This is a genomic window from Oceaniserpentilla sp. 4NH20-0058 (assembly GCF_040371755.1).
GTDB lineage: Bacteria > Pseudomonadota > Gammaproteobacteria > Pseudomonadales > Oceanobacteraceae > Bermanella.
In genome coordinates this window covers 13497-26314 of sequence record NZ_BAABWE010000008.1, presented here as the reverse complement: position 1 = coordinate 26314, position 12818 = coordinate 13497, and the positions used below count along the sequence as shown (strand labels likewise).

General features: G+C 43.9%; 14 protein-coding genes. All 14 read right to left on the bottom strand.

Going from position 1 to position 12818, the window contains the following annotated elements; translation table 11 throughout:
* Positions 1 to 165: 165 nt before the first annotated feature.
* Positions 166 to 1431, bottom strand: coding sequence for an ammonium transporter AmtB (locus ABWV45_RS11155; protein ID WP_353351640.1), 1266 nt, complete (start codon positions 1429 to 1431; stop codon positions 166 to 168).
* 85 nt (positions 1432 to 1516) lie between these two features.
* Complete coding sequence (gene glnK / locus ABWV45_RS11150; protein WP_353351612.1) at positions 1517 to 1855, bottom strand: P-II family nitrogen regulator; 339 nt, start codon at positions 1853 to 1855, stop codon at positions 1517 to 1519.
* A gap of 73 nt (positions 1856 to 1928) precedes the next feature.
* The gene (locus ABWV45_RS11145) at positions 1929 to 2591 is read right to left on the bottom strand and encodes a TorF family putative porin (protein WP_353351638.1); all 663 of its coding nucleotides are present in this window, start codon (positions 2589 to 2591) and stop codon (positions 1929 to 1931) included.
* A gap of 541 nt (positions 2592 to 3132) precedes the next feature.
* Positions 3133 to 3675: a HupE/UreJ family protein gene (locus ABWV45_RS11140; protein ID WP_353351637.1), complete on the bottom strand. Its 543-nt coding sequence runs from the start codon at positions 3673 to 3675 to the stop codon at positions 3133 to 3135.
* Positions 3676 to 3691: 16 nt separating this feature from the next.
* A complete protein-coding gene (gene ureG / locus ABWV45_RS11135) occupies positions 3692 to 4387 on the bottom strand; it encodes an urease accessory protein UreG (protein ID WP_353351635.1) in 696 nt (231 codons plus the stop codon).
* A 372-nt stretch (positions 4388 to 4759) separates the two neighbouring features.
* Positions 4760 to 5437, bottom strand: coding sequence for an urease accessory protein UreF (locus tag ABWV45_RS11130; RefSeq protein ID WP_353351633.1), 678 nt, complete (start codon positions 5435 to 5437; stop codon positions 4760 to 4762).
* Positions 5437 to 5934 carry an urease accessory protein UreE gene (gene ureE / locus ABWV45_RS11125; protein WP_353351631.1) on the bottom strand — a complete coding sequence of 166 codons (498 nt, stop codon included), beginning with the start codon at positions 5932 to 5934 and terminating at the stop codon, positions 5437 to 5439. The genes ABWV45_RS11130 and ureE overlap by 1 nt, the downstream gene beginning before the upstream one ends.
* 350 nt (positions 5935 to 6284) lie before the next feature.
* Positions 6285 to 7997 (bottom strand): urease subunit alpha, encoded by a 1713-nt coding sequence (gene ureC, locus ABWV45_RS11120; protein ID WP_353351629.1) that lies wholly within the window; start codon positions 7995 to 7997, stop codon positions 6285 to 6287.
* Positions 7998 to 8203: 206 nt separating this feature from the next.
* Positions 8204 to 8509, bottom strand: coding sequence for an urease subunit beta (locus tag ABWV45_RS11115; protein ID WP_353351627.1), 306 nt, complete (start codon positions 8507 to 8509; stop codon positions 8204 to 8206).
* Between the two features lie 249 nt (positions 8510 to 8758).
* Positions 8759 to 9061 carry an urease subunit gamma gene (gene ureA / locus ABWV45_RS11110; RefSeq protein ID WP_353351625.1) on the bottom strand — a complete coding sequence of 101 codons (303 nt, stop codon included), beginning with the start codon at positions 9059 to 9061 and terminating at the stop codon, positions 8759 to 8761.
* A gap of 34 nt (positions 9062 to 9095) precedes the next feature.
* Entirely contained in the window at positions 9096 to 9995 is a 900-nt protein-coding gene (locus tag ABWV45_RS11105) for an urease accessory protein UreD (RefSeq protein ID WP_353351623.1), read from the bottom strand.
* A gap of 18 nt (positions 9996 to 10013) precedes the next feature.
* Positions 10014 to 10712 carry an urea ABC transporter ATP-binding subunit UrtE gene (urtE, locus tag ABWV45_RS11100; protein ID WP_353351948.1) on the bottom strand — a complete coding sequence of 233 codons (699 nt, stop codon included), beginning with the start codon at positions 10710 to 10712 and terminating at the stop codon, positions 10014 to 10016.
* A 151-nt stretch (positions 10713 to 10863) separates the two neighbouring features.
* Positions 10864 to 11631: an urea ABC transporter ATP-binding protein UrtD gene (gene urtD, locus ABWV45_RS11095; RefSeq protein ID WP_353351621.1), complete on the bottom strand. Its 768-nt coding sequence runs from the start codon at positions 11629 to 11631 to the stop codon at positions 10864 to 10866.
* Between the two features lie 2 nt (positions 11632 to 11633).
* Positions 11634 to 12815 (bottom strand): urea ABC transporter permease subunit UrtC, encoded by a 1182-nt coding sequence (gene urtC, locus ABWV45_RS11090; protein WP_353351619.1) that lies wholly within the window; start codon positions 12813 to 12815, stop codon positions 11634 to 11636.
* Positions 12816 to 12818: the final 3 nt, after the last annotated feature.

Sequence of the window (12818 nt, the reverse complement as noted above, 5' to 3'; positions counted from 1 at the left end):
TTGGATAAGGGTAATTTAAAAAGGTTCCAACTCGCTGGACGCTCTCCCGCCTCCCGATATGCATAAATCAAAAAAGCCCCAATGTTTTCACATTGAGGCTTTCTTTGTAGACCAACGACCACTTTAAAAGTGTCTTTCGTCTACCATTTAGCGTTAGCTAAACTATTACTTAGAAGTGAACTCTGGGTACGCTTCCATACCACACTCGGCAAGGTCAGCACCTTCGTACTCTCCTTCTTCAGAGATACGTAGGCCCATCACTGCTTTAATGATGCCCCATGCGATGAAGCTCGCTACAAATACCCAAACAAAGATCGTTAGGCCACCAGCGATTTGACCGCCGATAGTGGCACCATCGTTTGTGAACGGTACAACAAGTAGACCAAAGATACCCACAACACCGTGAACAGAGATCGCGCCCACTGGATCGTCGATTTTTAGCTTGTCTAGAGTCAAGATAGAGAACACAACAATCAGACCACCGATAGCACCAATGATGGTAGCTTCAAATGGTGTAGGTGTTGAAGGTTCTGCAGTAATCGCAACTAGACCAGCAAGAGCACCGTTAAGGGCCATGGTTAGATCCGCTTTCTTGAACAAGATACGCGCTAGGATAAGAGCCGCAATTAAACCACCTGCCGCAGCAGCGTTGGTGTTAGTGAATACAACCGCAACGGCGTTGGCGTTAGCAATATCGCCAAGCTTCAGTACAGAACCACCGTTAAAGCCGAACCAACCCATCCAAAGGATGAACATACCTAGCGTTGCTAGAGGTAGGTTAGCACCTGGGATTGCGTTAACTTGACCGTTAGCACCGTATTTACCTTTACGTGGGCCTAATAGTAGAACACCAGCAAGGGCAGCTGCTGCACCGGCCATGTGTACGATACCAGAACCAGCAAAGTCAGAGAATCCAAGGTCTCCTAGAGAGTACATGCCAAATACAGACGCACCGCCCCAAGTCCAAGCACCTTCCATTGGGTAGATAACACCCGTCATCACTACTGCGAAAGCAAGGAAAGCCCAAAGCTTCATACGCTCAGCAACCGCACCAGATACGATAGACATGGCCGTGGCTACGAATACCACTTGGAAGAAGAAGTCAGAAGCACCTGAATAGATTGAACCGCCTTCGAAGCCGTCTTCACGAGCTGCGTAGTCAGCCAGTACCGCAGCTGTATCCACTTCAGTGATACCTGAAAGGAAGAATCCGCCGTCATACATGATGGCGTAACCACATACTAGGTACATGGTGCAAGAAATAGCGAATAACGCTACGTTCTTAGTTAATATTTCGGTTGTGTTCTTTGAACGAACCAAACCCGCTTCTAGCATGGCGAAACCTGCCGCCATCCACATTACTAGTGCGCCACATACCAAGAAGTAAAAGGTATCCATGGCGTACTGAAGTTGAAACACATTGTTTTCCATAATGCCCCCGCATTAAGCTTCAATACGTTTTAGAAAAACGCTGAAAAAAATTTAAACTCTAAGCACTGTTCAATATTAATCAATATTAAACGGCGTCAGCACCTGTTTCACCGGTACGAATACGTACGATTTGTTCAAGTGGTGTTACGAAGATTTTGCCATCACCGATTTTGCCAGTGTTAGCGGCTTTAGAAACAGCTTCGATGACTTTGTCAGTTAGAGACTCGTCGATGGCGATTTCTAGTTTTACTTTAGGAAGAAAATCCACAACGTATTCTGCACCGCGGTACAGTTCAGTGTGACCTTTTTGGCGACCGAAGCCTTTCACTTCTGTCACGGTAATGCCTTGAACGCCAATTTCAGATAACGCTTCACGCACGTCGTCTAATTTAAATGGCTTGATAACGGCCGTAACCAATTTCATATCAAACTCCTTCTGTGGAAGACAAAGCCGGATTTAAAATCCGGCTCGGTGTCAAATCTTAACGATCGAAAAATTATTCGATTGGTAGGCTGTAAGAAACAACGAAGATACCGCCTGAGTCTATAGCATCTTCAGTATCTTCAGATAACACTTGGCTATAGGTGAAAGATAACTTTTCATTGTATGCATAGCTCACATCCGCGTGAGTATAATCGCCAGCATCTGTACCTGTATTTGCACCTAGAGTGAAAGAGTAATCACCCATACCAGCACCTAGAGTGATGTAAGTGTAATCAGCATCAGAATCTGTTGGGATATAAACTTTTGCACCAAAAGCATCAGTAGACACACCTACAATTACTTCTGCAACATCATCAATGTCATCTTCACCAGTATAAAGATAAGTTGCATAAGAAATGTCGTAACCGATTGAACCGGCTTCGCCAGCAAAACCCACATATAAATCAGTTTCAGTACCTGAGCCAAAATCGCCAGAAGACGTCCAAATACCAGCATAAAGACCAGATTCATTTGAGTAATCTAAGCTACCAGAGAAAGCTGGAACTGCACCGTTTGATTCAACACCATCAGATGATGCACTAAGATCCTGACCACGCCATAAGTACGCACTCGCGATACCTACAGAGGCCGACACTTCTGCATTGGCTACCTGAGCGCCCATTACGCCTGCAGATAGTAGAGAAGCCATTGCAACCGCTTTAGATAGAGATTTCATATTTTATTTCCTTCGTTATGTATCGAAATATTTTGTTTTATTAATGTATAAAAAAGTAAAACATCCGGTTTTACATTTACGCTTAGAACCTGTTTGTTCTATGTGATTTTAAGAGCTATCCCTTTTAAATCGTGCGCTTTTTTATCTTTTATTGTGTTATCCGTATACCTAGCTATAGCAAGCGTGGTGCCAACTTTTAAAAGCCCAGTATTTATGGGCTTTGCCGAGGTTTTTTTACTGATTCACGGCATACTAAGCACCAAATAAGAGCACAAATCAAACCATTGAACCTTTGGAGTGCGAGTAAATTGGCAGCATCTCTATTTAGCACCTTTATGAAACAGGCCCGTTATAAAAGGGGGTGAAACAAGCTTAAATGGAGTGATTTGATTTAAATAGAAGGAGATTCGGAAGTTTTGATGCCCTCCAAATAAGTGCATATAAGTGGATATTGCACTTATAGAGCACAAGAATACAAGGGCTCATACTTTATAGTTAATCACCACAAGCCTTGAGATTCGCCTGTGGTGATGAACATTGGTTATACGCGAGCAGTGCGTTTTGCAGACAATACAAAGACAGAGCGAGGGATGAAACGCATCAAACCCATAATCATTGCACATGTCAGCACAAACCCGAGGGCAAAACTATGGGCACTGACAGCCGAGGACACTTCCGCCCCGTGGGCCATGCCATGAAATACCGCAAACCCCAATAATGCGATTAACCCTGCATGAATATTAATGAATCGATTAAACACAAGAAAGGCAGCCGACAACCCAACAGACAAGAGTATCAAGCCTTCTACTGTTTCAACGGCTAAATTAAATAATCCGCTTTGGGTACTATAAAACCCTAATGCCATCAGGCTAATAAAACCAATACCTATTAATATTGATTGCTTTGCGCTGGCTTTATAAAGCAGTAAGCCAAGGGCCGCTATGGCAAATAAATGATCTAACCCCATAATAGGGTGCAACATGCCCGCTATGAACCCTTGGTTAGCGGATACACTCTCATGCCCAGCATGAGCCAATGCAAGTGCCGGCATAAAGGATAAACTGGCAAGTAATAATTTTTTCATTATTTTGTCCTTTGTCTTAAATAGATCGTGTTGAATGAATCTCGGCGGCTTCATCCACTTGATGACCCGCTAGCATATCGTTCAATAGTGGCTCGATACCCGCACGTTTTTCTAACATACCTTGATCGATAATAAAGCGAATAATCTCGGCAACACCTTTACTGGTTTCCACGTTAGCAAGAACAAACGGACGGCCATTACGCATCAAATTCGCATCGCGGTGCATCACCTCTAGCGAGGCCCCCACATGCTGAGCGATATCCACTTTGTTAATAATCAACATATCTGACTTAGTAATACCCGGGCCACCTTTACGGGGTATTTTATCCCCAGCGCATACGTCAATCACATACAGGGTTAAATCAGACAGCTCAGGGCTAAAGGTAGCAGAGAGATTATCACCACCACTTTCAACCAGTACCATTTCTAGCCCTTCGTGTTTATCTTGCAGCTCTTTTACGGCAGCTAAGTTCATTGACGCATCTTCACGAATGGCAGTATGCGGACACCCTCCGGTTTCCACGCCCATAATGCGATCTTCATCTAGTGCTTTGTTGCGCATTAAAAATTGCGCATCTTCTTTGGTATAAATGTCGTTGGTAACCACAGCAATGTTATAGTGATCGCGCATGGTTTGGCATAGCATTTTTAATAAAGCGGTTTTGCCGGAACCTACTGGGCCGCCGACGCCCACTCTTAGTACTTGTTTCATATCTAATTCGGAGCTAGCTGCATTATTAATACTGCGTTAAGAAAAATTTTTAGCTCGTTACATAGGCCCACTATGCGCCTCGTTAAAATTTTTCCTTTGCCTTGTATTAATGGCTTCGCTGACGCTCCTTTCTCCGTTGTTGATTCTGTATAAGCTAGCTACATTGGTACTACTGCGTTAATCAATATTTTTATCTCGTTACATAGGCTAGCTATACGCCTCGTTAAAAATATTACTTTGCCTTGTATTACCTGCCTCGCTAACGCTTTTGACTTATATGTTTTCAGTAGGATTGCGTTCCTACCATTAATCTTTAACTTTACGATTGATGTATTGGAAACGAGTGCATCTAAAGTCTCCCATCTCACACAATCACGACCTAAACAATCTCGAATACTGCTGCTCATGTAACGATGATGCCATGGCCAACCCCATTAAACCTGTGCCGATTTCATCGTCTTTCATATTCATTGCATGCTCGCACACTTGGGCAATATCCGTAATTAAACTTTGTAATACCTGTTGCGCTTGGGTTTGTCCAAGGGGTAAAGCTTTACTGGCACAGGTTACTTGGTTTTCACACCAGCTCCATGCAAACCCCATTAGCGCAGTTGATAAATCAATATGTGTCAGCACCGCAGCTAATGCATTCATGGAAACCACGGTGGGAGTTTCAATTTTTGACAGCATGGTTTCGCGGTTTGCATCTTGCCCTAAATGCCATTGCACGTAAGCGCTGCCCACTTGAATATCTTCTAAATACAGCTCTTTGCTTTCGCGAAAACTAAGTAAGCTTGCATTTAATTCTTTGAGCTTTTCAAACTCTTTCTCTTCCCAAGCTTGATACATACGAATGTACATGGGCAAATCTAATTGCCCAAAGCCAAAACGTAAGTTATCTTTAATCCAGCTTTCAACCTGTTGTGCATTTTTGCACATACCACTATCTAATGCGTACTCTAGCCCTTGGCTATAGGCAAACGCCCCTACCGGTAACGCAGGGCTGGATAAATGCAATAATGCTAAAAGACTGTGATTGGCTGCGCTCATTAATGATGATGCCCGTGGTGGTGGTCATCATCGTGATCATGGGAGTGCCCATGGTGATGCCCTGTTCCCGGTGCATAGGCGCCGTTTTCTGGTTCAAACGGCGCTTGTTCATGTTGCACATGAATCCCTAAACCATGGAGCATGTCTTCTAGTACGTAATCTTCTTGAAAGCGTAAAAAACCTTCACCAATTTGCAATGGCACATGGCGATTGCCTAAGTGGTAACAACCACGAGCGAACAAGGTAGCATTTTCTACTTTAGCGGTTGAAACGCTTTCGTTAGACGCCAATATGGTTAGATACTCGCCATCGCTATTGGTTAAAACCGTACCGTGGCGAAGCACTTGTCCACGCTCAATTTGAATACCGACATCGTTACCGTTATCTGTGGTGATTTTTAAGCGGCCCCGTTTGCGCTCGTCAAAGCTCAAACTAATGGTTTCGCTTTGTGCACCGTTTGGTAAATCGGTTTCTAGTATGTTTGTAAATATTTTCATTTTTGTTGGAGATGTTAGATAAGAGACGTGAGATGTTTACATCTTGTCTTCTAGTCACCTCTTTCCTAATTCTTAAAATTTTTTATGAATATCTTAATTAGATTATTCACCATCTTGTCATCAAATGATTATTTTGACTCTTGGTATCCAACTAGATAAATTATCTATCGAAGCCAAAATCTTTCTGTTTGAAGTGTTTACCGAAGTAAAAACCTCTTACTGTGATAAGCGTCAGCGAGGCAATTAAGGCTAGGCAAATATTCTTTTTTATTAGGCGCATACGTTGTTGGTATGTAACGATTAAAAAAGAATATTTAACGCCGCATTAATCACGCAGCTAGCTTAGCACTCTAAAACAGGTAGTAGCGTTGGGCGAGGGGAAGCTCACTCGCCGGCTCACACGTAATCTCCACCCCATCACACGTCACCACATAGGTCTCTGGGTCCACCTCTAACACAGGCTGATAATCGTTTAACTTCATATCCGCTTTTGAAATGGTGCGAGTGTCTTGTACCGCACTCAATTGTTTTTGTAACCCTAAACCATCTAACGTATTTTTCTCTAAGGAAGCTTTAGATACAAAACTGATACTTGTCTGCTGCACTGCTTTACCCATGGCACCAAACATTGGGCGATAATGCACAGGTTGTGGTGTAGGAATCGACGCGTTCGGGTCGCCCATGGGCGCACCGGCAATCATGCCACCTTTTAAAATGAGAGATGGTTTAGTACCGAAGAACATAGGTTTCCATAATACTAAGTCGGCCAACTTGCCCACTTCAATGGAACCCACTTCGTGGGCGATGCCCATGGTGATGGCTGGGTTAATGGCGTATTTAGCAATGTAGCGCTTACAACGAAAGTTATCGGTGTCGGTAACCTCTGCATTACTGTCTTCGGCCAAGGCTCCACGCTGCACTTTCATTTTGTGGGCGGTTTGCCACGTACGTGTAATGACTTCGCCTACGCGACCCATGGCTTGGGAGTCAGACGAGATCATAGAAAACGCTCCAAGGTCATGCAGAATATCTTCTGCAGCAATGGTTTCACGGCGAATCCGTGAATCGGCAAAGGCCACATCTTCTGGAATGTTCGGGTCTAAATGGTGACACACCATTAACATATCCAAATGCTCGTCCACTGTATTCACTGTGTAAGGGCGCGTTGGGTTCGTAGAAGACGGTAAAACATTTGCCTCGCCCGCTGCCTTTATAATATCGGGGGCGTGACCGCCGCCTGCCCCTTCGGTGTGATAAGTGTGAATCACACGGCCTTTAAATGCGGCTAAGGTGTCTTCTACAAACCCCGATTCGTTTAATGTGTCAGTGTGAATGGCCACTTGCACATCGTGCTCATCGGCTACGGTTAAACAGTTATCAATAGAGGCGGGTGTGGTGCCCCAATCTTCGTGCAGTTTTAATCCCATGGCGCCGGCTTCAATTTGCTCGCGTAAAGGGTCTGGCAAGCTTGCGTTGCCTTTTCCTAAAAAGCCAATGTTCATGGGTAAGTCGTCAACGGCTTGCAGCATTTTGCCAATGTGCCAAGGTCCCGGTGTACACGTGGTGGCATTGGTGCCCGTAGCTGGGCCAGTACCACCACCAAGCATGGTGGTGACACCACTCATTAATGCTTCTTCAATTTGTTGCGGGCAAATAAAATGAATGTGCGCGTCTATGCCGCCCGGGGTTAGAATTTGGCCTTCACCTGCAATCACTTCCGTACCTGGGCCCACTTCAATGGTCACCCCTTGTTGGGTGTCTGGATTACCGGCCTTACCGATGGCCATAATACGGCCAGCCTTAATGCCCACATCTGCTTTTACAATGCCCCAGTAATCTAAAATTAAGGCATTAGTAATCACCGTATCAGCAATATCCGCACTCATGGCTTGGCTTTGACCCATGCCATCACGAATCACTTTACCGCCACCGAATTTCACTTCGTCGCCGTATATCGTGAAGTCTTTTTCTGGGGTAATGAATAATGCAGTATCGCCCAGTCGGACTTTATCTCCCACTGTGGCGCCGTACATGTCGGTATAGGCTTTTCTTGTAATCTTCATAACTTAACCTTTTGGAGCGACTTGCGTTGTCATCTCTGCGTTGAAATAAATTAAAAATTTCAACTTGTAGGAGTCGCACTTGTGCGCGAAACCAACATTCTGTTTTATATCTAGGAGTTTCGTTAGTGAATATTCTAATTAGATTGCTCGCCATTAAGACTCAGCTATCTAATCTACTTCACTCTTATCGCGCACAAGCGCGACTCCTACAAACTTCCCATTACTTCGCCACGAAACCCATATATTTCTTTTTTCCCTGCATACTCAACCAACTCAACAGTACGAGTTTGCCCGGGCTCAAATCGCACGGCCGTACCGGCTGCAATGTTTAAGCGAAACCCTTTGGTGCTATCACGCTCAAATGTCAAAGCTGGGTTTGTTTCAAAAAAATGATAATGACTGCCCACTTGGATAGGACGATCACCTGTATTGGCCACTGTGACCGTCAGTGTATTTAAACCCACGTTCAGTTCAATATCACCTTCTGCGCAAATCATTTCACCTGGAATCATGATTATTCCTTTTTTGCTTTACGCCTGACGGAAAACGGAAGACGCAATTGAATTTAACTTTTTACTAAATCTTCTCAGGAGCGTTGGCGAAGCCGTTAGTACAACTCGCTTATTTCTAATGCTCCTAAGAGCGTTACTGAGGTAGTGGAGACAAGGCGAATCAATTTTTTCACGAGGCGCATAGCTTGCCTATGTAACGAGAGAAAAAATTTAGCCAACGCCGCATCCACAACGCAAGTAGCTCTTATCCTATGCGATGGGGTTATGGACAGTAACCAACTTAGTCCCATCCGGAAACGTCGCCTCAACCTGCACCTCATGCACCATTTCCGCAATGCCATCCATGACATCGTCGCGGCTTAATACCTGACGTCCGTCATTCATTAACTGGGCCACGGTCAAACCATCTCGCGCCCCTTCCATAATAAAACAGCTAATTAATGCAATGGCTTCTGGGTAATTCAGTTTGACGCCTCGGTCTTTACGCTTTTGCGCCACTTCACCTGCTACAAATAACAGCAGTTTATCTTTCTCACGAGGAGAGAGTTCCATATAAATCTCCTAACGTTTGCCTATTGGCTTTTCGTTATGTATTCCAAATTCTAGGTACGCACATTTCACGGCCGTGTACACAAGGTCGTAAGAGCTGCCAAATTTTTTCAAACATAATTCGGATGGGTTCAGCACGTTCGCCTAAGCCTCGAATAATTAACACACCGGGCTTTTGTGTTGCGGCCACATACGCCTGTTTTGATTGAGCGTTTAATGTACCTTGCAACTCAACCAGTTTTTCTAACGTCTGGCTGTCGATATTTCGATTAATCACAAAGGTGCCAAAGGTTGTTTTGCCTTGCAAACCCACTTGGCTTGCCATCATGCCATCATTTGCATTAAGAATAAGCCTATCGGTAAATAAGGGTTTGCCATCTTGTTTAATCATTAAACTTTGTTTCACACAGCCTTCATTAAACAATGCTTCGCCTTCTGGCCTACCTAAGCATGTTATTTCCCAACCAATAAAAAGACCATCACCTTTTAGCTCAACTAGAGTATTTAACGTACCTTTTGCACCATTAAATATAATATTTTCTTGAGGTAAGTACTCTACGGCACTATCGGGTTCAATAATAATGTGCACATGCTGACCCTGTTGCATCTGGGTTTCATTGCGATACAACTTGCCCGCAGAAGGGGTTGTCACTAAAACCTTTGCCCCTTCGCTTGTCTTTACATTAATCGATAATTCATCTCCACCTACTAACCCACCCGGTGGGTGCAATAGGTAAAGGTGCAGTAGATCATTTCCCTCTGGATAGAACGGGCGCTGAACCCGCAATGGACCATAGTGCATGGTTTTACCCATGCAAGTATGGCGTTGACCATTGGGTAATTGTCTTGAGAAAAACGCTCCACTAAACAATGCGCGCCAGTGTTTATCTACACTATCAGGCGCACCTGCCATGGGTGGCGTGGTTAACATATTCATAATAAACCGATTTAACGCTTAAATTGCTAGCAAACGCTGAACATCATCTGATGTTTTGAGTTGCTGCTGATCACCTGATGACACAACGCGACCGCGCTCAAGAATAATATATTCATCCGCAAGGGCGGTGGCAAAATCAAGGTACTGTTCAACCAGTACTATGGCCATAGTGCCACGCTCACGCAAGAGTTCGATGACTTTTTGAATATCTTTAATAATAGAGGGTTGGATGCCTTCAGTGGGTTCATCCAGTATCAGCATTTTTGGACGCAGCAATAAAGCACGGGCGATGGCCAATTGTTGCTGCTGGCCACCACTTAAATCGCCTCCGCGACGATGCAGCATTTTTTTCAATACAGGAAACAGTTCAAATACTTCTTCGTCTATGTATCTGAGCTTTTTAGGTAAACTAGAAAACGCTGTTTTTAAGTTTTCTTCCACGGTCAATTGGGAAAAAATATCGCGGCCTTGTGGCACATAAGCAATCCCGTTTTTCGCCCGATCAAATGGTGCTTGGCTGACAATAGAATCTCCCAACCAAACCACATCACCGGATTTAGGGGTTAAATGCCCAGAAAGCGCTTTCATCAATGTGGTTTTACCCACACCGTTACGGCCCAACACACAGGTCACCTTGCCAATTTCTGCATTCACTGAAACATCATAAAGGGCTTGGCTAGCGCCGTATGAGACATCTAAATTTTTAACTTCGAGCATAGTGTTCATGGTTTATAAGCGATTTCATTAAAAATGTTTACTTATATATCCCATGCCCTCCTTTTAATATTCTTTCATTATTCATAGGGGACGTGACTGAGGCCGCTAAGGCAAAATCTTTTTGATAACACCGCCTTAGCAACTCAAGTAGTTACCTGCCCAAATATACTTCTATTACTTCTTGGTTATTCTGAACGCTTTCTAATGAGCCTTCTGCCAACACACTTCCTTCATGGAGTACCGTCACTTTACAGTCTAACGCGGCGATGAAATCCATATCGTGCTCAACAACAACCAACGAATGCTTTTTGGCTAGCTTTTTAAATAACTCAGCGGTTTTCATGGTTTCTTCATCTGTCATGCCTGCAGCAGGTTCATCTATTAGCAATAACTCTGGCTCTTGCGAAATAAGCATGCCAATTTCTAACCACTGTTTTTGGCCATGGGATAAATTCGCCGCCATTTCATACTTTTTATCACTTAAGGCGATTAACTCTAACGTTTCATCAATTTTGGCAGCACGCTCATTGCTTAGGCTATGCAGCAATGCTTGCCAAATACCTCGGCCGCCTTTTTGCGCAAGTTCTAAGTTTTCAAATACCGTTAAGCTTTCAATTACGCTGGGTTTTTGAAACTTGCGTCCAACACCAATGTTAGCAACAGAGGCTTCATCGTGTTCAATCAAATTAACTGAGTTATTAAATAAAACAGTGCCCGTATCAGGTTTGGTTTTGCCTGTTATCACATCCATCATGGTAGTTTTACCAGCACCATTAGGGCCAATGATGGCACGCATTTCACCGGGCTTAATATAAAGCGATAAGTTATTAAGCGCTTTAAAACCATCAAAGCTGACACTGACACCGTCCATATATAAGCTATATTCTTGTTCGATGTGCTTAGGTCGTAAATCACTCATGGTTACGCCCCCTTACGTGTAAATTTGTTGGTAAGTAGTGACAACCACTGTGCTGCCTTGCCGTCACCTTCTTGGATTTGCTTAACTAACCCCACAATGCCTTTTGGTAAATACAACGTGGATATAACAAATAAGCCGCCCAACATGAACAACCACAATTCGGCAAACGCGCCAGTAAAGTATGTTTTCGCGTAATTCACTGCCACTGCACCAATTACAGCACCAAACAAACTGCCTCGGCCTCCGACTGCAACCCAAATAATAATTTCAATGGAATTAATAGGCGTAAACTCACCGGGGTTAATGATCCCCACTTGCGGCACATATAACGCACCTGCAATACCTGCCAGCATGGCGGATACCACAAAAACAAACAGTTTATAGTGTTCAACGCGATATCCTAAAAAGCGTGTACGGCTTTCTGCATCTCGAATACTCACCAGTACGCGGCCAAGCTTAGAGCGTGTAATAAAACGGCTGATCAAATAACCCAACACCAACGCCAGCGCCGATGCTATAAACAACACGTTACGCGTGCCGCTGCTTTGCAAATCAAACCCTAATATATCCTTAAAGTCGGTTAAGCCATTATTACCACCAAACCCCATATCGTTTCTGAAAAACGCCAGCATAAGTGCGTAGGTTAGTGCTTGAGTAATAATAGAAAGATAAACCCCCGTCACACGAGAGCGGAACGCCAACCAACCAAACACAAAGGCTAATGTACCCGGAACTAGCAATACCATTAACATGGCAAACCAAAACTGATCAAAGCCAAACCAATACCAAGGCAACTCGCTCCAGTTCAAAAATACCATGAAGTCAGGCAACTCAGGATTACCGTATACACCTCTATCGCCTATTTGACGCATGAGGTACATGCCCATGGCATAACCGCCTAACGCGAAAAATGCACCATGACCTAAACTTAAAATACCGCAATAGCCCCAGATTAAATCCACTGCTAATGCTAATAAAGCAAAGCACAGGTACTTTCCGGTTAAGGTTAAGGTGTAAGTAGAAATATGGAATATCGAATCTTCAGGAAACACTAAATTACAAAACGGAAAGATAACCGCAATAGCAATTAACGCCGCAATTAATCTTTGTCCGCCTTTATCACCCACAAGTAAGGTAGCTAAAGGCCCTAGTTTAGGTTGTGCATTTGTTTGAATTGTATTCATGAG

Coding starts and splice junctions, on each gene's coding strand:
- ureC (WP_353351629.1), bottom strand. CDS start 7,997: ATGAAGATTACAAGAAAAGCCTATACCGACATGTACGGCGCCACAGTG.
- ABWV45_RS11140 (WP_353351637.1), bottom strand. CDS start 3,675: ATGAAAAAATTATTACTTGCCAGTTTATCCTTTATGCCGGCACTTGCA.
- urtD (WP_353351621.1), bottom strand. CDS start 11,631: ATGAGTGATTTACGACCTAAGCACATCGAACAAGAATATAGCTTATAT.
- ureA (WP_353351625.1), bottom strand. CDS start 9,061: ATGGAACTCTCTCCTCGTGAGAAAGATAAACTGCTGTTATTTGTAGCA.
- urtE (WP_353351948.1), bottom strand. CDS start 10,712: ATGCTCGAAGTTAAAAATTTAGATGTCTCATACGGCGCTAGCCAAGCC.
- ureE (WP_353351631.1), bottom strand. CDS start 5,934: ATGAAAATATTTACAAACATACTAGAAACCGATTTACCAAACGGTGCA.
- ABWV45_RS11145 (WP_353351638.1), bottom strand. CDS start 2,591: ATGAAATCTCTATCTAAAGCGGTTGCAATGGCTTCTCTACTATCTGCA.
- ABWV45_RS11115 (WP_353351627.1), bottom strand. CDS start 8,509: ATGATTCCAGGTGAAATGATTTGCGCAGAAGGTGATATTGAACTGAAC.
- ABWV45_RS11155 (WP_353351640.1), bottom strand. CDS start 1,431: ATGGAAAACAATGTGTTTCAACTTCAGTACGCCATGGATACCTTTTAC.
- ABWV45_RS11105 (WP_353351623.1), bottom strand. CDS start 9,995: ATGAATATGTTAACCACGCCACCCATGGCAGGTGCGCCTGATAGTGTA.
- urtC (WP_353351619.1), bottom strand. CDS start 12,815: ATGAATACAATTCAAACAAATGCACAACCTAAACTAGGGCCTTTAGCT.
- ABWV45_RS11130 (WP_353351633.1), bottom strand. CDS start 5,437: ATGAGCGCAGCCAATCACAGTCTTTTAGCATTATTGCATTTATCCAGC.
- ureG (WP_353351635.1), bottom strand. CDS start 4,387: ATGAAACAAGTACTAAGAGTGGGCGTCGGCGGCCCAGTAGGTTCCGGC.
- glnK (WP_353351612.1), bottom strand. CDS start 1,855: ATGAAATTGGTTACGGCCGTTATCAAGCCATTTAAATTAGACGACGTG.